Origin of the sequence: Flaviflexus salsibiostraticola (genome assembly GCF_003952265.1) — a bacterium.
Taxonomy (GTDB): Bacteria; Actinomycetota; Actinomycetes; order Actinomycetales; family Actinomycetaceae; genus Flaviflexus; species Flaviflexus salsibiostraticola.
The window spans coordinates 308,359-328,635 of the sequence record NZ_CP034438.1; the positions used below are offsets into that span (position 1 = coordinate 308,359).

At 66.8% G+C, this 20,277-nt stretch carries 17 protein-coding genes; 13 read left to right on the plus strand and 4 right to left on the minus strand.

Annotated features, from left to right (window positions below):
• Positions 1 to 79: 79 nt before the first annotated feature.
• A complete protein-coding gene (locus EJO69_RS01490) occupies positions 80 to 529 on the plus strand; it encodes a SixA phosphatase family protein (protein WP_126038284.1) in 450 nt (149 codons plus the stop codon).
• Positions 530 to 623: 94 nt separating this feature from the next.
• On the opposite strand, the gene serB is transcribed toward EJO69_RS01490, so the two are convergent.
• A complete protein-coding gene (serB, locus tag EJO69_RS01495) occupies positions 624 to 1,484 on the minus strand; it encodes a phosphoserine phosphatase SerB (RefSeq protein ID WP_342769219.1) in 861 nt (286 codons plus the stop codon).
• A gap of 38 nt (positions 1,485 to 1,522) precedes the next feature.
• The gene (gene glgC, locus EJO69_RS01500) at positions 1,523 to 2,767 is read right to left on the minus strand and encodes a glucose-1-phosphate adenylyltransferase (protein WP_126038287.1); all 1,245 of its coding nucleotides are present in this window, start codon (positions 2,765 to 2,767) and stop codon (positions 1,523 to 1,525) included.
• 108 nt (positions 2,768 to 2,875) lie between these two features.
• Between glgC and glgA the strand changes: the two genes are divergently transcribed.
• The 7 genes from glgA to EJO69_RS01535 all read left to right on the plus strand — a co-directional run bounded on the left by glgA (position 2,876) and on the right by EJO69_RS01535 (position 12,219).
• The gene (gene glgA, locus EJO69_RS01505) at positions 2,876 to 4,099 is read left to right on the plus strand and encodes a glycogen synthase (protein WP_126038290.1); all 1,224 of its coding nucleotides are present in this window, start codon (positions 2,876 to 2,878) and stop codon (positions 4,097 to 4,099) included.
• A gap of 10 nt (positions 4,100 to 4,109) precedes the next feature.
• Positions 4,110 to 4,898: an ABC transporter ATP-binding protein gene (locus EJO69_RS01510; protein WP_126038293.1), complete on the plus strand. Its 789-nt coding sequence runs from the start codon at positions 4,110 to 4,112 to the stop codon at positions 4,896 to 4,898.
• 53 nt (positions 4,899 to 4,951) lie between these two features.
• Complete coding sequence (locus tag EJO69_RS01515) at positions 4,952 to 5,374, plus strand: NfeD family protein (protein ID WP_126038295.1); 423 nt, start codon at positions 4,952 to 4,954, stop codon at positions 5,372 to 5,374.
• A gap of 4 nt (positions 5,375 to 5,378) precedes the next feature.
• On the plus strand, positions 5,379 to 6,521 hold the full coding sequence (locus tag EJO69_RS01520; protein ID WP_126038298.1) for an SPFH domain-containing protein: 1,143 nt from the start codon (positions 5,379 to 5,381) through the stop codon (positions 6,519 to 6,521).
• A 63-nt stretch (positions 6,522 to 6,584) separates the two neighbouring features.
• On the plus strand, positions 6,585 to 7,421 hold the full coding sequence (locus EJO69_RS01525) for a TrmH family RNA methyltransferase (RefSeq protein WP_126038301.1): 837 nt from the start codon (positions 6,585 to 6,587) through the stop codon (positions 7,419 to 7,421).
• Positions 7,422 to 7,486: 65 nt separating this feature from the next.
• Positions 7,487 to 7,759, plus strand: a complete 273-nt coding sequence (locus EJO69_RS01530) for a helix-turn-helix domain-containing protein (protein WP_126038304.1) — start codon at positions 7,487 to 7,489, stop codon at positions 7,757 to 7,759.
• 218 nt (positions 7,760 to 7,977) lie between these two features.
• Positions 7,978 to 12,219: a COG1361 family protein gene (locus EJO69_RS01535; RefSeq protein ID WP_126038306.1), complete on the plus strand. Its 4,242-nt coding sequence runs from the start codon at positions 7,978 to 7,980 to the stop codon at positions 12,217 to 12,219.
• Positions 12,220 to 12,300: 81 nt separating this feature from the next.
• Here the strand turns inward: EJO69_RS01535 and EJO69_RS01540 are convergent, their stop codons facing one another.
• Together EJO69_RS01540 and EJO69_RS01545 are read right to left on the minus strand one after the other, a co-directional pair.
• On the minus strand, positions 12,301 to 12,768 hold the full coding sequence (locus tag EJO69_RS01540) for a tRNA (cytidine(34)-2'-O)-methyltransferase (protein WP_126038309.1): 468 nt from the start codon (positions 12,766 to 12,768) through the stop codon (positions 12,301 to 12,303).
• 13 nt (positions 12,769 to 12,781) lie between these two features.
• A complete protein-coding gene (locus EJO69_RS01545; protein ID WP_126038312.1) occupies positions 12,782 to 13,312 on the minus strand; it encodes a YbhB/YbcL family Raf kinase inhibitor-like protein in 531 nt (176 codons plus the stop codon).
• A gap of 103 nt (positions 13,313 to 13,415) precedes the next feature.
• Here EJO69_RS01545 and EJO69_RS01550 point away from each other — a divergent pair, with 103 nt between their 5' ends.
• From EJO69_RS01550 to EJO69_RS01570, 5 genes are all read left to right on the plus strand, one after another.
• Positions 13,416 to 14,045 (plus strand): hypothetical protein, encoded by a 630-nt coding sequence (locus tag EJO69_RS01550; RefSeq protein WP_126038315.1) that lies wholly within the window; start codon positions 13,416 to 13,418, stop codon positions 14,043 to 14,045.
• Positions 14,045 to 15,676 (plus strand): DNA polymerase Y family protein, encoded by a 1,632-nt coding sequence (locus tag EJO69_RS01555; RefSeq protein WP_126038318.1) that lies wholly within the window; start codon positions 14,045 to 14,047, stop codon positions 15,674 to 15,676. Before EJO69_RS01550 ends, EJO69_RS01555 begins: the two co-directional genes overlap by 1 nt.
• Positions 15,676 to 18,924 (plus strand): error-prone DNA polymerase, encoded by a 3,249-nt coding sequence (locus tag EJO69_RS01560; protein ID WP_126038320.1) that lies wholly within the window; start codon positions 15,676 to 15,678, stop codon positions 18,922 to 18,924. Before EJO69_RS01555 ends, EJO69_RS01560 begins: the two co-directional genes overlap by 1 nt.
• 100 nt (positions 18,925 to 19,024) lie before the next feature.
• Positions 19,025 to 19,483, plus strand: a complete 459-nt coding sequence (locus tag EJO69_RS01565) for a hypothetical protein (RefSeq protein WP_126038322.1) — start codon at positions 19,025 to 19,027, stop codon at positions 19,481 to 19,483.
• Positions 19,480 to 20,268 (plus strand): hypothetical protein, encoded by a 789-nt coding sequence (locus EJO69_RS01570; RefSeq protein WP_126038325.1) that lies wholly within the window; start codon positions 19,480 to 19,482, stop codon positions 20,266 to 20,268. Before EJO69_RS01565 ends, EJO69_RS01570 begins: the two co-directional genes overlap by 4 nt.
• Positions 20,269 to 20,277: the final 9 nt, after the last annotated feature.

Sequence of the window (20,277 nt, forward strand, 5' to 3'; positions counted from 1 at the left end):
AGCCGTCGGCGCACGAGCATCGCAGGCAGCCTGCGGACGGTGAACGCTTCGCCCACGGCAGCCGCGCTACGATGTCGGCATGCGACTCGTACTCATGCGCCATGCCGAAGCCGCCGAGGGTTCGGCCGACTTCACCCGCCCCCTGACCGATGCCGGACGCCGGCAGGCTAAGGAACGGGGCAGCCAGCTCGCCGACCACAGGCTGGAGCTGGCACTCGTCTCCGATGCCTCCCGGGCGAGAGAGACGTTCGAGCACCTCGGACTCGCCATCCCCGTCGTGTCCTACGACCGGGAGATCTACTTCGGATCACACGAGACCATCATCGATATGGTGCGCGCCCTGCCGGAGTCGGCAGAGCGGGTCCTCATTGTCGGCCACGAGCCGACGATCTCCCAGGCGGCCACCATCCTCGGGCAGACCTCACCGCGGGTCCACGAGGTCCGCGTCGGTGTTCCCACCGCCACGGCGATCATCGTCGACTTCGATGAGTGGAGCGGGCCCGGCGACATCGTCGACGTCCTCCGCTGAGATTCTTCGTCCATCGGCGGCGCCGAGTCCGGCCCGTCCATGGGAATGATTCGGGCCCTGCTGAAGCCGGGCCCGATCGGTTCGAGTCTGCAGATCAGGCCCAGCCGACGAGTGCGCCGACTGCGTCCAGCCTGTTGAAGGAGACAGTGGAGTCGGCCTGCTCGCGGACGATGGGCTTTGCCTGGAAGGCGACGCCGAGACCCGCGACGGCCAGCATGGCGAGATCGTTCGCGCCATCGCCGACACAGACGGTCCGTTCGAGGGAGATCCCGAACTCGGCGGCCCACGCCTCGACCTGGCGGGCCTTGGCCTCCCGGTCGACGATCGGCCCGACGGTGCGGCCGGTGAGGACCTCGCCATCGACCTCGAGCTCGTTGGCGATCCAGCGATCGATGCCGATGCGCTCCGACAGCGGGTCGAGCACCTTCGTGAAGCCGCCTGAGACGAGACAGAAGGCGGAGCCTCTCTCGCGGGCGAGTTCGACGAGGCGATCCGCGCCCGGGGTCAGCTCGATGTCGCGGGCGACATCGTCGATGACGGAGACCGGCAGGCCCTTGAGGGTGGCCACGCGCTCGGTGAGCGATTCCGCGAAGTCGAGCTCACCCCGCATGGCGCGATCCGTGATCGCGGCGACCTCCTCCTCGCGATCGGCCCGGCGTGCGAGAAGCTCGATCACCTCGGCGGTGATGAACGTCGAATCGACGTCGGTGACGATGAGGGAGGGGCCGCGCTCGGCGAGTTCACCCGAGGTGAGTGCTGCGTCGATGAGCAGAGCGGTGGCGGGCGAGATGAGCTCCTCGCGCCAACCCTCGAACGAGCCGGTCGCCGTTCCCGTCAGAGTCGCGGCGAAGAAGCCGTCGACGGGCAGCTCCTCGATGGCAAGACCATCGGTGCGCGCCGAGAGATAGTCGTGGGCGTGCTGGAGGTAGGCGGGGGACAGAGGTCTGGGGGACACGAATCCGAGCCGGACCGTGCCCCCCACAGCTGGATTCATCACTTCTTGACGATAGCGTTCTTCGGGACGACGACGATGCCGCCTTCCGATACGTGGAAGCCGCGGGCGCGATCCTCGTCTGGATCGATGCCGAGCTGGGCGCCCTCTTCGACGCGGACGTTCTTGTCGAGGATCGCGTTGGAGACGGTCGCGTTGCGGCCGATCCACACGTTGTCGAAGAGGATCGAGCTGCGGACCGAGGACCAGGAGTTGACCCGGACGTGCGGGGACAGGACCGAGCCGATGACTTCGCCACCCGAGACGATGACGCCGGGAGAGACGAGCGAGTCGAGGGCGTGGCCCAGGCGCTCATGGTGTCCGTAGACGAACTTCGCGGGCGGCAGGCCCGTGTAGCCCGTGTAGAGCGGCCACTTATCGTTGTAGAGGTTGAAGACGGGCGAGACTGAGATGAGATCCATGTTCGAGTCGTAGAAGGCGTCGATGGTGCCGACGTCCCGCCAGTAGTTGCGGTCCTTCTCCGTCGCGCCCGGGACATCGTTGTACGTGAAGTCGTAGAGGCCGGCGCGGCCCTCATCGACGAACATGGGGACGATGGAGCCGCCCATGTCATGCGAGGAATCATCGTCCTCGGCATCCTCGTGGATGACATCGAGAAGGGCGTCGGTGTCGAACACGTAGTTGCCCATCGAGGCGAGAACCTCATTCGGCGATTCCTTCAGCCCGACAGCATCCTTGGGCTTCTCGAGGAACGCCCGCATCTTCACCGGGTTGTCCGGGTCGGCGTCGATGACGCCGAACTGGTCGGCGAGCTCAAGGGGCTGGCGGATTCCGGCGACCGTCATCGGGAAGCCCGAGTCGATGTGGGATTCGACCATCTGGGAGAGGTCCATGCGGAAGATGTTGTCGGCGCCGAGCACGATGACAATATCGGGCTTCTCGTCCTCGATGGTGTGGAGCGACTGGTAGACGGCATCGGCGGAGCCGAGGTACCAGTTCTTTCCCATCCGCTGCTGGGCGGGCACCGGCGCAACATAGTTGCCGAGCAGGTTGGACATCCGCCACGTCTTCGTGATGTGACGATCGAGTGAGTGCGACTTGTACTGCGTCAGCACGACGATCTTGAGATAGCCCGAGTTGACGAGATTCGACAGCGAGAAATCGATGAGGCGGTAGATGCCGCCGAAGGGGACGGCCGGTTTGGCGCGCTCTGCGGTGAGCGGCATGAGCCGTTTGCCTTCCCCACCGGCGAGGACAATGGCGAGGACACGGGGATTAGATCTCATAGCGACGACTATACCAACGTCGTGATCGGGACCACCGGGTCTCGGGAAAACTGGACGGCAAGACAGGTACGATTGAGTGAGACCGACAGGCATCAGAAAGGCGATTCCATGAGGGTTGATCTGCTGACACGTGAATATCCACCGAACATCTACGGCGGGGCGGGCGTTCACGTCGCTGAGCTCTCCAAGGTTCTGGCCGCCCACGCCGACGTCCATGTCCACGCCTTCGACGGCGAGCGGGAGCCCGGTCTCGTCGAGGACGTGACGGTCACCGGCTACGACTATCTCGATGGGCTCGAGGGCAACGACGCGATCCGCACCTTCGGCGTCGACCTGCAGATGGTGAATGGGGCCGAGGGCGCCGACATCGTCCATTCCCACACGTGGTACGCGAACCTGGCCGGGCATCTGGCGGGTCTCCTCCACACCATTCCGCATGTCGTCTCCGCCCACTCGCTCGAGCCGCTGCGCCCGTGGAAGCGCGAACAGCTCGGCGGCGGCTATGAGCTCTCGTCCTTCGCCGAGCGCACCGCCTATGAGGGCGCGGCCGGCATCATCGCCGTCTCCCGTGCCATGCGCGATGACATCCTCCGCAGCTATCCGAACGTCGACCCGGACCGGGTCGAGGTCATCCACAACGGCATCGACCTCGACGGCTGGAGGCGCCCCGAGAATCTCGACGAGGCAGAGGAGTACTTCCGCTCGTACGGGCTCGACCCCGATCGCCCGACCGTCATCTTCGTCGGCCGCATCACCCGCCAGAAGGGCCTGCCGCACTTCCTTCGGGCTGTCGCCCAGCTTCCCGAGGAGATCCAGGTGATCCTCTGCGCAGGTCGGCCCGACACGAAGGAGATCGCCGAGGAGGTTCGGGGGCTCGTCTCCGCGCTGCAGAAGGAGCGCGACGGCATCGTCTGGATCGACGAGCACCTGTCCCGGGAGAGGCTCATCGCGCTCCAGGTCATGTCGACCACCTTCGTCACGCCGTCCGTCTATGAACCGCTCGGCATCGTCAACCTCGAGGCCATGGCGTGCGGCCTTCCCGTCGTCGGCTCCGACACCGGCGGCATCCCCGACTGCATCGTCCACGGCGAAACGGGGCTGCTCGTCCCGATCGACCAGGTCGATGATGGCACGGGCACTCCGAAGGACCCCGAGCGGTTCGAGGCCGACCTCGCCGCAGCGCTCGCCGAGGTCTGCTCCGATCCCGAACGGGCCGAGAAGATGGGGCAGGCGGGCCGCAGGCGGGTCGAGGAGCACTTCTCGTGGGAGTCGATCGCGGAGAAGACCATCGACTTCTACTCCCGCGTCATCGACCGATTCCACAGGGGCTAAGCTCTAGAGTATGGGAGATGTTCTACAGCTGAAGCAGGTGTCGGTGCGGCGGGGTGGCCGCAATATCGTTGACCACGTCGACTGGTCGGTCGATGAGGGTGAGCGATGGGTAATCCTCGGACCGAACGGTGCGGGCAAGACCTCCCTCATTCAGCTCGCTGCGGCACGCCTGTTCCCCACGTCGGGAGGGGTCGAGATTCTCGGCACCCCCGTGGGGAGGGCGAACGCACCTGAGCTCCATCCCCTCATCGGGCTCACCTCCTCTGCCCTCGACGCCCGGATCCCGGGCTCTGAGCGGATCCATGATGTCGTACGGACGGGCGCCTACGGCGTCACCACGCACTGGCGTGAGTCCTACGACGAGGAGGACGATCGTCGTGCGCGCGGCCTACTCGCCTCCCTCGGCGTCGGCCACCTCGCCGACCGGACGTTCGCCTCGCTCTCCTCGGGCGAGAGGAAGCGTGTCGGGGTCGCCCGTGCCCTCATGCCCGACCCGGAGCTCCTGCTCCTCGACGAGCCGGCCTCCGGTCTCGATCTCGGGGGCCGCGAGGAGCTGCTCGACTCGCTCACGACGCTCGCCCACGAGGTCTATGCGCCCTCGATGATCCTCGTGACCCACCACGTCGAGGAGATCCCGGCGGGCTTCACCCATGCCATGCTCATGAAGGACGGGACGGCACTCCACGCCGGCCCGATCGATGATGTCATGACGAGTGAGCGGCTCGGTCAGTGCTTCGGCCTCGTCCTCGACATCGAGAAGAGCGGCGGACGCTTTGCGGCTCGGGCGCGCACCGCGTAACCCATGAGCACCGCCCGGCCCGTATACTGATCCTCCGACGATAGGGAGAGACCATGACCTGGATGACGTGGCTGATCATCGCGATCGTGCTCGGCATCATCGAGATGCTGACGATCGAATTCACGTTCCTCATGTTCGCCGGCGGCGCACTCGCCGCCGCGATCGCCGGGGGATTCACCGACAATGTCGCAATCCAGATCATCGTCTTCGCCCTCGTCTCGACCATCCTCCTGTTCACGGTTCGTCCGTGGGCGCGCAGGATGATCGACCAGACGTCGCCGGAGAACCGAACCAATGTCGATTCCCTGCCCGGCCAGATCGCCGAGTCCCTCACCGATGTGACCGCGCGCGGCGGGCGAGTCAAGCTCGATGGCGAGGTCTGGTCGGCACGCACCTACGGCTCACCCATCCCCGAGGGGTCCATCGTCGTCGTATCACGAATCGACGGCGCCCACGCCATCGTCGAACTGAGGTAACACCATGTCAGAGCTCGAACCCGGCCAGATCATCCTCTGGATTCTCCTTCTCGTCGTCATCGTCTTCGTCGGTGCCGCGCTGTTCCGCTCGGTCCGCATCGTCTCGCAGGGCGAGGCACAGATCGTTGAGCGGCTCGGTAAGTACCACCGGACGCTGACGCCGGGCATGCACTTCCTCGTCCCGTTCATCGATCAGATCCGCCAGCGCGTCGACCTGCGCGAACAGGTCGTTCCCTTCCCGCCCCAGCCCGTCATCACATCCGACAACATCGTCGTCAACATCGACACCGTCATCTACTACCAGGTGACGGGCCCCGAGGCTGCGACGTATGAGATCGCGAATCCGATGGCCGGCATTGAACAGCTCGCCGTCACGACGCTGAGGAATATCATCGGCTCGATGGATATGGAGCAGGCGCTGACGGGACGTGACCAGATCAATGGCCAGCTCCGCGGCGTCCTCGATGAGGCGACCGGCCGCTGGGGAATCCGCGTCAACCGAGTCGAGCTCAAGGCGATCGACCCGCCGGCAACGGTTCAGTCGGCCATGGAGCAGCAGATGAAGGCCGAGCGCGACCGACGCGCCGCCATTCTGACGGCTGAGGGCATCAAGCAGTCCGCCATTCTCACCGCCGAGGGCGAGAAGCAGTCGGCCATCCTCCGCGCCGAGGGCGACGCGCAGTCGACGATCCTCAAGGCTCAGGGCGACTCCCGCGCCATCCTCCAGGTGTTCGACGCGATCCACCGCGGCAACGCCGATCCGAAGCTGCTCGCCTACGAGTACATTCAGATGCTTCCGAAGATCGCCGAGTCGCAGTCGTCGAAGATGTGGATCATCCCGACCGAACTCACCGAGGCCCTCAACTCCGTGACCGCCGGATTCGGTGGCAGGCCCGATGGTCCCACGGTCGAGACCGATACTGAGGAGCGGCCGATGGTCGACTTCGGCGAGGAATCGGACGACATGGCGGCGGCGCTTCGCGACACGTCTCTGCCCGACATCGACGACGCTCTGGCCGCCGCGAAGGGTGAGGCCGCGAAGGCCACGGACGAGGCCTCCGAGGCGGGCGAGCAGTCCGGTCGACGTCCCCGCCGGAGCGATCTCTCGGGCCAGGAGCCCAATCGCCCGAACCGCGACGAGGAGTGAGTTCGCGACGACCATGGAGCGGCGGGTGCGGAGGCGCCCACCGCTCCACGTGGGAAGGATGAGATGTACGTAGAGCTGACGGTGGCGGATGAGCGTCTTGCCGACTACACCTCGCTCACCGATGTCGCGCTTCGCAGGAGGCTCGAGACCGAGCGCGGGCTGTATATGGCCGAGTCGACCAACGTCATCATGCGGGCAGTCCAGGCCGGACACCGGCCGCGCTCCTTCCTCACAGCCCGGAAGTGGCTCGATTCCCTCACTCCGTGGATCGAGCTCGCGTGCGGGACCGCCGACGGTGGGGAGACTCCCGTCTACATCGCCGAGGAGGAGGTGCTCGAGGAGATCACCGGCTTCCACCTCCATCGGGGCGCGATGGCGGCGATGAACAGGCCCGAGCTGGCCGACCCGTTCGACCTCATTGAGAACGCTCGCCTCATCGCTGTCATCGAGGACGTTGTCGACCACACCAACGTTGGGGCGATCTTCCGCTCGTGCGCAGCCCTCGGCGTCGATTGCGTGCTCGTCACCCCGGGATGTGCGGACCCGCTCTACCGGCGCTCGGTCAGGGTGTCGATGGGCACGGTCTTCCAGGTGCCGTGGACGCGGGTGAGCCCGTGGCCCGGCGCGATCACGTCGCTGCGGGAGCAGGGCTGGGAGGTGGCCGCCATGGCACTGTCAGATGACTCGGTCAGCCTGCCGGACTATTGCGCGGGACTCGAGACCCGTAAAGTCGCTCTCCTGTTCGGCACGGAGGGGGACGGTTTGACTCGCCAGGCCATCGAGTCGTCGAGTGTGACTGTCCGGATTCCGATGGCGGGCGGGGTCGACTCCCTCAATGTCGCAGCTGCGTCCGCTGTCGCCGTCTATGCCGTTGCGCAGGCACTTCGCACGGATACGTGAAAACTCACAGGAGCGACTGGTTATATCCGGTTGCTCGACCTTGATCGTCGTGGTGGGTTAGTTTAATGAAGAAAACCTCGGTCCCCTACGCCCTTTTCGTCCATGCTCTGGGGCAGACCTGCGTCCTCCATCGCAATGACCTCGGTCTGAGTCAGCGGGCTTTCGCCCACGAGATCGGCATCGACCCGAGCACGTACCAGGTCGTAGAAGCGGGCCGCACATTCAAGGGTGAGCTGGCGAACCCGACCGCTCGCACACTCATGTCAATCGCCGATGGATTCGGCCTGACGCTCGTCGACCTCGTCGACGAGTCGTGGGAGCTCGCAGAGACTCTCTGAGTACCCCGCTCTCCAGATGCCCCCGCATGCGCAGGGGGCATTCTTCTTGTGCTCGGTTCCGCGGTGGATCGGCAGTCTGTTCTCGACCGTCAAGGAAGGACAGACCCATGACTATGCGTCATCACAAGGAGGACCCCCGTGGATAACATCTGGATCCCAGCCATTCTCGTCATCATCTTCATCGCGTCGATCGCGACCCTTGTGCTGCGGAGGCGGCGATGAGAAGGCTGACTGCGATCGCGGCCGCAGCCTCGCTCCTCCCGACGGCGGCGCTCTCCGCGGACCTCATCGCGTCGCTCAATGCGGAATGGGACAGCCCGCCGGCGATGGTGGAATCCGGAACGGAGCTCGTGGCGAGGGTGGACTGGGATGCGAACTACGCCCACGGTTTCATCGACGGCACGACGGAGTCCGGCTCAGCCTTCGACCTCACCGTCCGGGGAGGCCTCTTCCTCGCGCTGCCGGATCAGTGCTCGGCCGAGTCCGAGTGGACGCCGACAACGATCCGCTGCGTCATCGACACGCCCGACGACGATGGCATCGCCGGGTACATCGCCGTCCCCGTGCGGGCCTGGGGCGGCACCGGGGACAGTGTCACGGTGATCGCCGCGGATCAGCATGGCAATACGGCGTCGACCCCCGCGCTCGAGATGATGTCCGATCAGGGCGTGGATATCGCCCTCTCGCCGACCGGGATCACGGGCGGCGGCTATCGCTTCAACTCCGACCTCCTCGTCGACACGACGATTCCCGTCATGGTCTCGATCCCCTTCGGTGCCGAACCGCTCACGGGCCTCGTCACGGTTGACCTCGACGTGGAGACGACCGTTGGCCCCTCGGTCGCCGACTCGATCGATGATCTGCGCATAGTCCCCGTGCCCGGGGACCGCGGCGTCACCGGGATCGCCCAGAACGGTCCTGACTTTCCGGTGCCGGACGTCTCGTGGGAGCGGCTCGATCGGTCGACGATCCGATTGACGGTTCCCGTGCCTGACCGGCCGGTCGGACCATCGGCCGATCCGGCGGGGAACATTCTCGACACGGTGCCCGTCGCATCCTTCGGCGTTGCCTTCCGCTACCCGGCGTATACGGCGTCCCTGCGCAACAGCGCGGTCTCATGGTCGGCGACGGTGCGGGGGTGGATGGCCGCGACGGAGTCGGGCCCCGTGACGGAGCAGCTGAGGACGACGAACGACCGGGCTCAGACCTCCGTCGTCGACACCGGCTCGGTCTCGGGCAAGTTCGTCAACGGCCACGCACCCGACCCGGGAGGCGTCCTCGCCGAGCCTGGTGATGATCCCTCGGCTCTGCCCAGGGTTCACCGGGACGTGTGGGATCCGGAGCTCGGCACGGGGACCCTGTCCGCGGGTGCGAACCATTGGATCGGTCGCGGGCCGATCCTGCCCGGCGACCAGATGGTCGGCATCGTCAACGCCTCCCACTACGTCGGAATGTCTCCCAGCCAATTCACGCCGGGGACGACCCACGGTTACTGCCTGATCTTCGACCGCGAGCGCGGTTCGACATCGTTCAACGGCAGGATCTCCGTCACCGAGCTGAGCAGCTATCGGGTCGAATACCTGTCGGGCGGGATCCCCGGAGGGTTCCTGTCGCCCGATTGCGGGCAGGGAGCCTGGTCGACAAAGCGTCCGGCCGACGTGAGCGCGATCAGGGTGCTCTTCGATCCATCGAAGCAGGATGCGCGGTTCGCGACGCGGCCGATCCTCGGTGCCGGATATCTCGCATCGGAGTCGCTCGGGGAGGGGGAACGCGCATGGATGGCTTCCGGCCACTCCACGAACATCGCCGCGGGCTGGGACATGACAGGGTCGACGATCAGCAGACTGCCCGTCCAGGAGGCCGCGCCCACCTATACGAGCACGACGACTTTCCGTGATGCCGTCGAGGCCGTTCCCTATCGGACGACCGTCCAGCTCGGCAGCAGCGTCGACACGGTGAAACCGGGCGACCCCGTGGACTGGACGGTTCAGACCCGCCTGTCTGCGGCTCCGTTCGCCGACCGGGGCACCCACTCGGTCCACCATCGTCTCGTGCTGCCACCGGGCACCGAGGTGGCCGACACGAGCATGACCGCCACGGTGTCGACCGAGGGCGGACGACAGGTCGTCTCCTGGGCCTCGCGCATGGCGGTCGGCTCCGTTGCCGACGTGGTGATCTCCACCATTCATCGCACGGGTACCGGCACGCTCACGGCGCAGGTGACCGTCGAGAACATGACGGGCGCCGAGCTGGGAACGGACAGCGACACCGACACCATCATCGCGCTCGCCTCGGCAGGCACTCATCTGAGCAAGGCCACGGAGGCCGCCGAGTTTGCGCTCGACGGTTCGAACCGCTGGACCGTCACCCTGGAGAATCGCGATCTGTGGCCTGTCGCTGTGGCGGACACGATCGACATCCTCCCGTACACCGGGGACGGCAGGGAGACTCTCACCTCGGCCGATCTCACGGTCACCGAAGTGACTGGGGAGGAGATCTGGGTGTCGACGGCGGATCCCGCGACGATCAGTCGCGATCCGCTCGCCGCCTCGAATGGGGCGGTGGGCCGGCCGTCGGCGCTCTGGGAGCGCTGGGATGGGCAGGAGGGCATCTCGGCCATCCGCTGGATCACCCGCGATCTGGGTCCGGGAATGAGCGTTGACTACACGATCGACTACACCGCGAGCGGCGCGACGAATGGCGATCGACTCGTCAACTCGGCCCAGTCCAGGACGAGCGGCGCACTGACGACGATGGTCGATTCCATGCAGGCGACGACGATCGGGCCACCCGCCGACCTCCAGGTCGATAAGCGCCTCATCGGTGATGACGCCGTCCTCGCGCCCGGGGAGGAGCTCCTCTTCGAGATCACCGTCCACGGCGCCGGTCCCGGGACTGTTCGTGGTGCTGTCGTCACGGACATCCCGTTGGAGGGACTCGAGGACGTCCGGTTCGTCGAGGCCTCGCGAGGGACTTTCGAGGGTGACACGTGGCGGATCGGCGATCTGCCCGAGGGGCGTGTCGAGACCGCCACGGTGCGGGCGACCGCACTCGGCGGGCCCGTCGAGAACGTCATCGTCGGCTGCGATGCGGACTGTGTGCCCGTCATGCCGCCGACCTGCGAGCCGAACGTCGACGTCTACTCCGACACCGACCGGTGTGATCGTGTCCGCGTGGATGAGCAGCCGGTTCTTCAGATCGACAAGTCGCTCGTCGGCGAGCTCGGCGACGATGAGGCAACCTACAGCATCACCGTCCGCAATGGGGCCGCGCCATCGGAGGGGGCGGTCACCGCAGGAACCCTCATCCAGGCGGTCGACCTTCCCGGATCTGGGATCGACTCGATCATGTACACCGACCTGTCCCAGGGGTCGATGGAGGGGAATGTGTGGAGCATCGGCACCCTCGCGGCGGGGCAGGAGGCGACGGCGACCGTATCGGCGCGGCTGACACCTGAGGCCACGTCGGTCGTCAACGCGATCTCTGTCAGCAGTCCCACCCGACCGCGAGAGCTCGGCCATCCGCACGAGGCCATCCCCAACGATGACGTCGGCAGCGACACCGACCAGGCGGATGTCGTCGACACCGCCCGCGACGGTGCGCTCGCGATCAACAAGGAGCTCATCGACCTCGGACCCGATGGCGTCAGGTTCGTCATCGAGGTCGGCAACCTCGGCGGGGAGACCGTCGAGAATGTGAGAGTCGTCGACCTCCCGGGCGATGATCTGGACGCGGCTCGGCTCGTCGAGCCGAGTGCCGGAACCTCCGACGGGCTGACATGGTCGGTGGGTGACCTCGCGCCCGGCCAGGTGGAGACGGTGCACGTCTCGGGGCGCGTCCCTCCCTCGGCGGAGCTCGTGAGCAACAGGGCCTACGTCGAATCCGAGAGTCACCCCCACGGCGGCGGCTTTATGCCGAATCCGACTCTTGAGACCGATACGGACCAGGGTGACGCTGTCGAGGTGCATGTACCGACCGCCGATCTTCGCATCGATAAGCGCCACCTTGGCACCGAGGGGGACACCGCAGCCTTTGAGATCGAGGCCTGCAACGTCGGGATCGCACCCGCGATGTCGGTGACGGTGACGGATGAGGGTGGAACCGGCGTCCACTCTCTGTCTTCAGACGATGCGAGGTTTGCGGACGGGACGTTCACCCTCGGCGACCTCGACCCAGGCGCCTGCGAGACGCTCAGCCTCACCGCCGCGATCGACGGGCCCGGGCACAACATCGCCTACGTCGACTCGCCCAGCGACCCGATCGATGAGGGTGCGAACCAGCCCAATGACTCGATTGAGGAGGATATTGACGGCTGGGATATCGTCCACGTCGATGGGCCCGTGGGTGCGGCCCGCGGCACGCTGCCCCTCACGGGGATAACAGCAGGAGGGGTCATTGTCGTCGGCACCCTGCTCACCCTGCTCGGTGCGGCCGCACTCCTGCTGCGACGGAGAAGCTGACCCGTTAGACGACGTGTTCCCCGGGAAACCCCCGGGGAACACGCGCGCACGGACGACAGTTGATCGTCGATTCCGTCGCCGTCACACGGCGCCGGCGTATCCGTTCTGGCGCCACGCCTCGTAGACCGCGATCGATGCCGAGTTGGCGAGGTTGAGTGAGCGGATGTGGGGCCGCATCGGGATCCGCACCCGCTGCGTCACCGCGTCGTGATCGAGAATGTGGTCGGGCAGGCCGGTCGGCTCTGGGCCGAACAGCAGCACATCACCCGGCTGATAGGCCACGTCGGCGAACGACTTGGTCGTTCTGCCCGTGAAGGCGAAGATCCGCCTGTTCTCACCCAGGTGCCCCAGCAGTGCATCGAAGTTGGGGTGGACGATCATGTCCGCAAGATCGTGATAGTCAAGGCCCGCGCGGCGCAGATGAGCGTCGCTGAAGTTGAAGCCGAGAGGCTCGACAAGGTGAAGGGTGATGCCTGTGCAGGCAGACAACCGGATGGCATTGCCCGTATTGGAGGGGATGCAGGGCTCGTAGAAGACGACGTCGAACACGGGCCAAGACTACCTACTGCTGATACGTCACTTCCAACGTGGCGCGGGCGATCGTGTGGAACAGCGCATTGAAGGCGACGGCGGCGGGGGATGTCTCATCCGGATCCAGCCCGAGAGAATCGACGTCGAGCGCGTGGACGGCGAAGATGTATCGGTGCGGGCGATCCCCTTCCGGCGGATTCGCACCCTCCCAGCCGAACAGCCCGCCGTCTGTTCGAACATGCGAGGCGGCGCCGGGCAGGAACAGATCAGACTCGCCCTGGCCCCGTTCGAGGAATGTCACAGTCGAATCGAGATCGACGATCGTCCAGTGCCAATAGCCCGACGGGGTCGGCGCATCAGGGTCGAAGCACGAGACGACGAAGCTCTGAGTCTCGGGTGGAAAATCTCGCCACGACAGGTGTGGAGACGTGTTCCCGTGCGGCTGCGTGTACTCCGACGGCATGGGCTCTCCGGGAACGAGATCTTCCGATTCCAGGACGAACGACGGAACCGCGGGAAGCGAGTCATACGGATCAGGGGCGACAGGGCGGTCAAGATTCATACCGCCAGTCTATGTCACACGTCACAGGCCGGCGAAAACCGGACTCGATTTTTGGCGAACGCGATCGTAGACTTATCGAACAAACGTTCTAGAAAGGGGTGTCGTGAACCACGCACAGCGGCTCGCACATGCACGCGACGTCCTCCACCGAGCAGAGACGGCGAGCGGGCTGAGCCGGACCGAGGACAAGCAGGGGTGGCAGACCCCGCAGGCGCTCACTCCTGTCCTCCCCACACTCACCCCAGGCATCGTCGCCATCGAAGGATCCACCACCATCCTCCTTGCCATCGCAGGCCACGCCTCCGCTCAGGGTGCCTGGATCGCCCTCGTCGGTCTGCCCCTCATCGGTTGGGGAGCGGCCGCAGAACACGGCCTCGACCTCACCCGCACCGCCCACATCCCGAGCCCCGGTGCCCGAGCCCCCGACGTCCTCACGGCGCTCGCGGATGGGTTCGACATCATCGTGGCTGGGGAGCTCGCACTCACGGTGCGAGATCGGCGGGCGCTCGCCCAACGGGTTCGTACGCGCGGTACGGCGATCCTCTCGACCGACTGGCCGACTGCGTCCGCTGTTCTGCGAGTGGAGGGGGGCGAGCCGAGCGGATATGACGCGGGTATCGGTCATCTCAAGGCCATCCGCTACACCGTCTCATCCGGTTCTGCTCGGACCTCGTGCCTGTGGACCGCAGATGGGCTCGTCGACGCGCCCAGGATGCTGCGGGCGGTGTCCTGATGCTCGGCACGCTCCGGGGAGCCCTCTGGGTGCCCGATTGGCCGGTGGCGGCAGCCATCGCCTCCTCCCTGGCCGCGCCGGAGGAGGCCGTTGCGGTCTGTGACAGCCGCGTCCGGGCGGCGAGCCCCGCCGCACGACGGAAGGGGGTGCGACGGGGGGATACGCGCCGCAGGGCGCTCTCTCTCGTCCCGGACCTCACGATCATCCCCCGCGACGATGATCGGGACAGCAGAGTCTTCGCGGGGGTGCTGGATGCGATCGACGACCACGTCGCCTCCACTGTCATCCTCCGTCCGGGGCTCGTCACCTTCGGCGCCAGTGCGCCGGCCCGACTCGCGGGCGGGTTGGATGCTCTGGCGGCTTCCCTCATCTCCTCTGTCGCGAGCCAGGCAGAGGAATCTCAGGTCGGATACGGGTGTGGACTGTTGACCAGCGTGCTGGCCGCACGGGAGAGCAGGCACGTGCCCGCCGAGGAGACCGCCTCCTTCCTGGCACCCTTTCCCATATCCGCGGCGCTCACCGTGGCGGGGACTGAACGGGTCCGCAGGGAATGGGACGAGACGATCGACGTGCTCAGCTCACTCGGGATCACGACCATCGGCCAGTTCAGCGCCCTGGAGCATTCCCAGATCGCCTCCCGCTTCGGACTGGCCGGGACGATCCTGTGGCGGCTGTGCCATGGCGCTGACCACGCTGTCATCCAGACGACGGCGCCGGCCGCGGAGATCGCGGTGCGCAGGCACGTTGAGGCCATCGCGCACGAGGAGCAGGCCGCCTTCCTCGCGAAAGAGCTGGCCGATGAGCTGGCGGAGAAACTGGCGACCCGCATGCTCGTGTGCGGGCAGCTCGCTGTCCAGGCTCAGTTCGCGGACGGAGGGGAGCGCAGCCGCACCTGGTCCGTCGATGGGGTGAACAGCGCTCGCGATATCACCGACCGGGTGCGCTGGCAGATCTCCGGTTGGCTCGACAGTCGGCACGCCCACCCCCTCGGGGAGCTCATCCACCTTGAGCTGACGGCTGCCGATCTGGCGCCTGCGGGGACACGGCAGACCACTCTGTGGGGTGACCGGCAGCGGGGCAGGGAGCAGGCTCAGCGCAGCGTCCTACGGATTCAGGGCATGCTCGGCGATTCAGCCGTGCAGTCGGTGCGGCTGACCGGGGGCCGGTGCCCGGATGCCGCGGCACAGTTCGAGAACTGGCACGCGGTCCAGGAGAGGGCCGAGAGTGACCGCCCCTGGGTGGGGGCGGTGCCCAAACCGTGGCCCTCGGTTGTCTTCCCCAACCCGCCCCGGGTCATGCTGGCCTGTCACTGCGGGGGTGGCCTATACGTTGATGCGAGCATCCAGCTCGCCTGCGTCGGCTGCGCCGAGCCCCGACCGGCAATCCTCGTGCTTGCCCCGATGCCGGGCCGCTCTGACTCGGACCGGCCCGATTCCAGTCAGGCCCATGCCGCCTGCTACTACTCCCGTCCCGTGAGGGTCTGGAACTATGCGGGGCCGTGGAGCATCTCGGGGCGATGGTGGGCGTCCGATGCCTACCGCCGCGCCTACCTGCAGGTTGGGGTGGAGGGTCCCGCCGCCCTCATCTATCGCAGCGGCACCAACTGGTTCCTCGAGGGGATCTACAGCTGATGGTCGGGTACGCGGAGCTCCACGCCCACTCGGCGTTCTCCTTCCTCGATGGAGCGTCCCTCCCGGAGGATCTCGTCTCTCGGGCGGCCGAGCTCGAACTGTCCGCACTCGCCCTCACCGACCATGACGGACTTCCGGGGGTTGTTCAGCTTGCGACAGCGGCTCGCACGGTCGGTCTGCCGACCGTCATCGGCGCCGAGCTCTCCCTGCCCCTCGACGGTCAGGTCTATGCGCCGAAACGGGCGGGCGACCGTGATCCCGATGCGAACCATCTCGTCGTGCTCGCCCGCGGCGTCGAAGGCTATCGACGGCTGTCCTCCGCCATCGGCCGCGCACAGCTCGCCACCGGCGTCAAGGGAAGCGCCGACTATCGGCTCGAGAGCCTCGCCGAGGCGGCAGGCGGTCACTGGGCGATCCTCACGGGTTGCCGGAAGGGTCACGTGCGCAGAGCGCTCGCAACCGGGGGAGTGGAGGCCGCACGGGTGCAGCTCGATGAGCTGGCGGCGCTCTTCGGCCGGGACAATGTCATTGTCGAGCTGACGGACCTGGGCGGTCCGCACGACCGGGAGCGCACCAGCACGCTCGCCGCCCTGGCGCGGGACAGTGGACTGCGGGCGGTCGCCACGGGCCAGGTCCACTACGCCCGCCCCGAGGAGCGTCCCCTGGCAGACACGCTCGCCGCGATCCGGTCGCGGACCCCGCTCGAGGAGCTGGATGCCTGGCTGCCGGCATCAGGGGCCCACCTGAGGTCGGATGGGGAGATGAGGGCGATCCATGACCGTCATGAGTGGGCGGTGGACGCCGCGGGGGAGCTCGGTGAGGAGCTGGCCTTCGACCTGCAGCTTGTCGCACCGCGCCTGCCGCCTTTTCCCGTCCCTTCAGGGCACACGGAGGCGTCCTGGCTGAGGGAGCTCACCTATCGGGGTGCGGAGAGACGCTATGGTCCGCCCGGGGCGACCCCGGGGGCGTGGAAGCAGATCGACCACGAACTCGCCACGATCGAGACCCTCGGATTCCCGGGCTATTTCCTCATCGTCCACGAGCTTGTCGACTTCTGCCGCCGCAGCGGCATCTTCTGTCAGGGCAGGGGCTCGGCCGCGAACTCGGCGGTCTGCTTCGCTCTCGGGATCACGGCCGTCGATGCCGTGCGGCACAAGATGCTGTTCGAGCGCTTCCTCTCCCCGGGGAGGAGCGGGCCGCCCGATATCGATATCGACATCGAGTCGGGCCGCCGCGAAGAGGTCATCCAGCACGTGTTTGAGCGCCATGGGCGTGAGCACGCCGCCCAGGTCGCGAACGTCATCAGCTACCGGCCGAAGATGGCGATCCGTGATGCGGGGATGGCACTCGGCTTCGAGCTCGGACAGGTCGATGCGTGGTCGAAGTCGGTTGAGCGGTGGGGGTCTCTCACCTCGCCCGCCGCGGGGGAGGAGGGGCTCGACTCGACTGACGGCATCGACCCGACGGTTCTGTCGATCGCGGAGCAGATGCTCCAGCTGCCCCGACATCTCGGCATCCATTCGGGCGGCATGGTCATGTGTGAGGGTCCTGTCATCGACGTCTGCCCCGTCGGTTGGGCGACCGCCCCGGGCCGGACCGTGCTCCAGTGGGATAAGGATGACTGCGCCGAGGCGGGGCTGGTCAAGTTCGACCTGCTCGGTCTCGGCATGCTGACCGCCCTGCGGCTGGCCTTCACCGAGATCGCGGACTACGGGGCGGTCGACGAGGAGGGCAGGCCCTACGAGCTCCATTGCGTGCCCGCGGAGGACCCTGCGGTCTACGACCTGCTGTGTGCCGCCGACACGGTGGGTGTCTTCCAGGTGGAGTCCCGCGCCCAGATGAGCACCCTGCCGCGGCTGCGACCGCGGGTCTTCTATGACATCGTCGTCGAGGTCGCCCTCATCCGCCCCGGCCCGATTCAGGGCAATGCCGTCAACCCCTACATTGAGCGGCGGAGGGGCCGGCAGGCAGTCACGTACCTGCATCCGCTCCTCAAGCCCGCCCTCGAGAAGACGCTGGGGGTGCCGCTCTTCCAAGAGCAGCTCATGCAGATTGCGGTGGATGCCGCCGGGTTCAGTCCCGAAGAGGCGGATCAGCTGCGCAAGGCCATCGGGTCGAAGCGATCCCATCAGCGCATGGAGGCGCTGCACGCCAAGCTTGTGGCCGGGATGGCGGAGCGGGGAATCGAGGGGGAGACCGCCGAGCAGATCTATGACAGCCTCAAAGCGTTCGCGGACTTCGGTTTCCCCGAGTCCCACTCGTTCTCCTTCGCCTACCTGGTCTATGCAAGCTCCTGGCTCAAAGTTCATCACCCCGAGGCGTTCTACATGGGCCTGCTCGGTGCTCAGCCGATGGGCTTCTACTCCCCGCAGTCGCTCGTGGCCGATGCCCGCAGGCACGGCGTGCGGACGGCACGCCCCGACATCAACCATTCCGAGGTGGAGGCGAGCCTTGAGCGGAGCACAGGTCGTGTCCCGGGTGAGGAGGCCGCCCCACCGGTGGTGGAGGGCAACCTTGTCCGTCCCCACCCGGATCGTGTGCTGCGGCTCGGGCTCGCCGCCGTCAAGGGCCTCGGCGAGGCCGCCGACCGTATCGTCGCAGCGCGGCGGGACGGGCCCTTCGGGACGATGGCCGATCTGGCGCGGCGCTGCCGACTGGATGAGCGGGACCTGAGGATCCTGTCCGAAGCGGGTGCGCTCACCTCGATCGATGTCAGCCGCCGGGAGGGAATGTGGGCGGCTGGGCCGCTCGGGAGTGAGGAGAGGCTGGCCCACGGCTGGATCCAGCCGACGATCCCCGGCACCGAGGTCGGCGTCCAGGCGCCGGCGCTGCCGGAGATGACGGAGGCGGAGACCATCGTCGCCGATGTTGTGCGGACCGGCATCTCCAGCGTCTACCCCACGGTCCTTGTCCGCGACAGGCTCGCCGGGCGCGGGGTCCTCACCGTGGCCGATATCCTCACAGCCCCGCTCGGCACCCGCCTCGAGGTCGGTGGGATCGTCACCCACCGGCAACGCCCCCACACCGCGAAGGGAACGATCTTCCTGTCGATCGAGGATGAGACGGGACTGCTCAACGTCGTGTGCTCGGCGGGTCTGTGGGCGCGCCACCGCGACGTCGCCAGGCGCTCTCGGGCCCTCATCGTCCGCGGCATGGTGGAGCGGGCCGACGGGACGATCAACTTCGTCGCCGATGCGTTCGACCATCTCCCCCTGGCCCTGCCGGTCAGGTCGCGCGACTTCCGCTGATTCTCGCGCCGGACATGACGGCGAGTCTGTTCGCCCTCGGCATCCCGATCAGCGAACTCTCCCGAGCAGGGATAGAGTTGGTGCCCAGGAGGCATGACACATGGCTAAATTCACCGCACTCATTCGATGGGCGATCCTTTCGGGCCCCATCGTCCTGAAGACCGTGCAGCGCTACGGACCGATGATCAAGGGAATGATCGATTCGAATCCCGACGCGGTGTCGAACGTGACCGAGAAGCTCAAGGCCTACCAGGAGGCCCGTCAGAAGAAGGGCATACCCGGGGCAACGAAGCGCGTCCAGATCCTCCGCGACCAGGTCACCTATCTCTACGCGTCGGCGAACACGCCCGCCGTCGCCGAGCAGGCCGCTGACTGGAAGCAGCAGCTGGCGAAGATCGAGGCGAGCCTGCCGCTCATCGAGGTGATGACCCCGAAGGAGCAGAAGCGCAAGCTCAAGGAGGTCAACGCCCGCATCGACGCCATCTCGGGGAACATCCTCGCGGCTGTCGACGAAGACGATATCCAGGACGCTGAGGTCCTCGACGACGATCGCCCATGAACACAATCGCTCCGGATGGACAGGGGCAGGAGGGTCGAACACTCCTGCCCTCTGCCGACAGCCCGGAGCCTGAGTATGAGGATGGCGAGGACATCGCCACGCCTCGGCCGATCCCGCCGCTCCCCTGCGGATCGAGAGTCAACCCGCATGGGGTGAGACGATCAGCGGCATCCCACCATTCTCCCGGTGCGCCATCATCGGACGCGCTCGGCACGCAGACGTCACCGAGAACCCCGCATTCCAGCGCCGCACATTCGCTCGCCGACACCGCAAAGAGCCAGGACGGGGGACACGTTCCCGATCCGACCAGCGCAGGGCATGATGACGGCGGGAAGCCAGTGCGCCCCGCCCCCGCCACGTCCATGATCGGCGCACTCGGCGGCGCCATCGCTCTGACAGCCGCCGTTCTCGCGGCGGTCGCCCCATTCGTACCGTTCCTCTCGATCGGCGAGCGGCTCTCGCTGTGGGGCGCCGACGCGGGTGCCGCAAACGCCTATGTTGTCCTCGGCGCATCCGGTCTCGGCGGCCTGGGAGCGATCGCCATGCTCACATCGGCCCGACGCCGAAAATGCGGACTGTGGGGCGGCCTGCTGAGTATGGTGGCAGGAGTCGCGGTCGGCGGAATCGCCGCGTATCTTGTGATGAACGCCGACCACCGCGCCGTCATCGCCCAGGGTGGGACCTTCGGCGCTGCGGCGTGGCTCATCATCGCATCGGCCGGCGGGCTCCTCATTGGGGGCATCGTGGGCCTGGTGCACGGCACACGGACGGAAGGATCACGGTGAACCCTGTGT

Excerpts from the sequence above, each read along its gene's own strand:
- EJO69_RS01565 (WP_126038322.1), top strand. The coding sequence starts at position 19,025 with ATGGCTAAATTCACCGCACTCATTCGATGGGCGATCCTTTCGGGCCCC.
- EJO69_RS01490 (WP_126038284.1), top strand. The coding sequence starts at position 80 with ATGCGACTCGTACTCATGCGCCATGCCGAAGCCGCCGAGGGTTCGGCC.
- EJO69_RS01555 (WP_126038318.1), top strand. The coding sequence starts at position 14,045 with ATGCTCGGCACGCTCCGGGGAGCCCTCTGGGTGCCCGATTGGCCGGTG.
- glgA (WP_126038290.1), top strand. The coding sequence starts at position 2,876 with ATGAGGGTTGATCTGCTGACACGTGAATATCCACCGAACATCTACGGC.
- glgC (WP_126038287.1), bottom strand. The coding sequence starts at position 2,767 with ATGAGATCTAATCCCCGTGTCCTCGCCATTGTCCTCGCCGGTGGGGAA.
- EJO69_RS01530 (WP_126038304.1), top strand. The coding sequence starts at position 7,487 with ATGAAGAAAACCTCGGTCCCCTACGCCCTTTTCGTCCATGCTCTGGGG.
- EJO69_RS01545 (WP_126038312.1), bottom strand. The coding sequence starts at position 13,312 with ATGAATCTTGACCGCCCTGTCGCCCCTGATCCGTATGACTCGCTTCCC.
- EJO69_RS01535 (WP_126038306.1), top strand. The coding sequence starts at position 7,978 with ATGAGAAGGCTGACTGCGATCGCGGCCGCAGCCTCGCTCCTCCCGACG.
- EJO69_RS01515 (WP_126038295.1), top strand. The coding sequence starts at position 4,952 with ATGACCTGGATGACGTGGCTGATCATCGCGATCGTGCTCGGCATCATC.
- EJO69_RS01520 (WP_126038298.1), top strand. The coding sequence starts at position 5,379 with ATGTCAGAGCTCGAACCCGGCCAGATCATCCTCTGGATTCTCCTTCTC.
- EJO69_RS01525 (WP_126038301.1), top strand. The coding sequence starts at position 6,585 with ATGTACGTAGAGCTGACGGTGGCGGATGAGCGTCTTGCCGACTACACC.
- EJO69_RS01510 (WP_126038293.1), top strand. The coding sequence starts at position 4,110 with ATGGGAGATGTTCTACAGCTGAAGCAGGTGTCGGTGCGGCGGGGTGGC.
- EJO69_RS01560 (WP_126038320.1), top strand. The coding sequence starts at position 15,676 with ATGGTCGGGTACGCGGAGCTCCACGCCCACTCGGCGTTCTCCTTCCTC.
- EJO69_RS01570 (WP_126038325.1), top strand. The coding sequence starts at position 19,480 with ATGAACACAATCGCTCCGGATGGACAGGGGCAGGAGGGTCGAACACTC.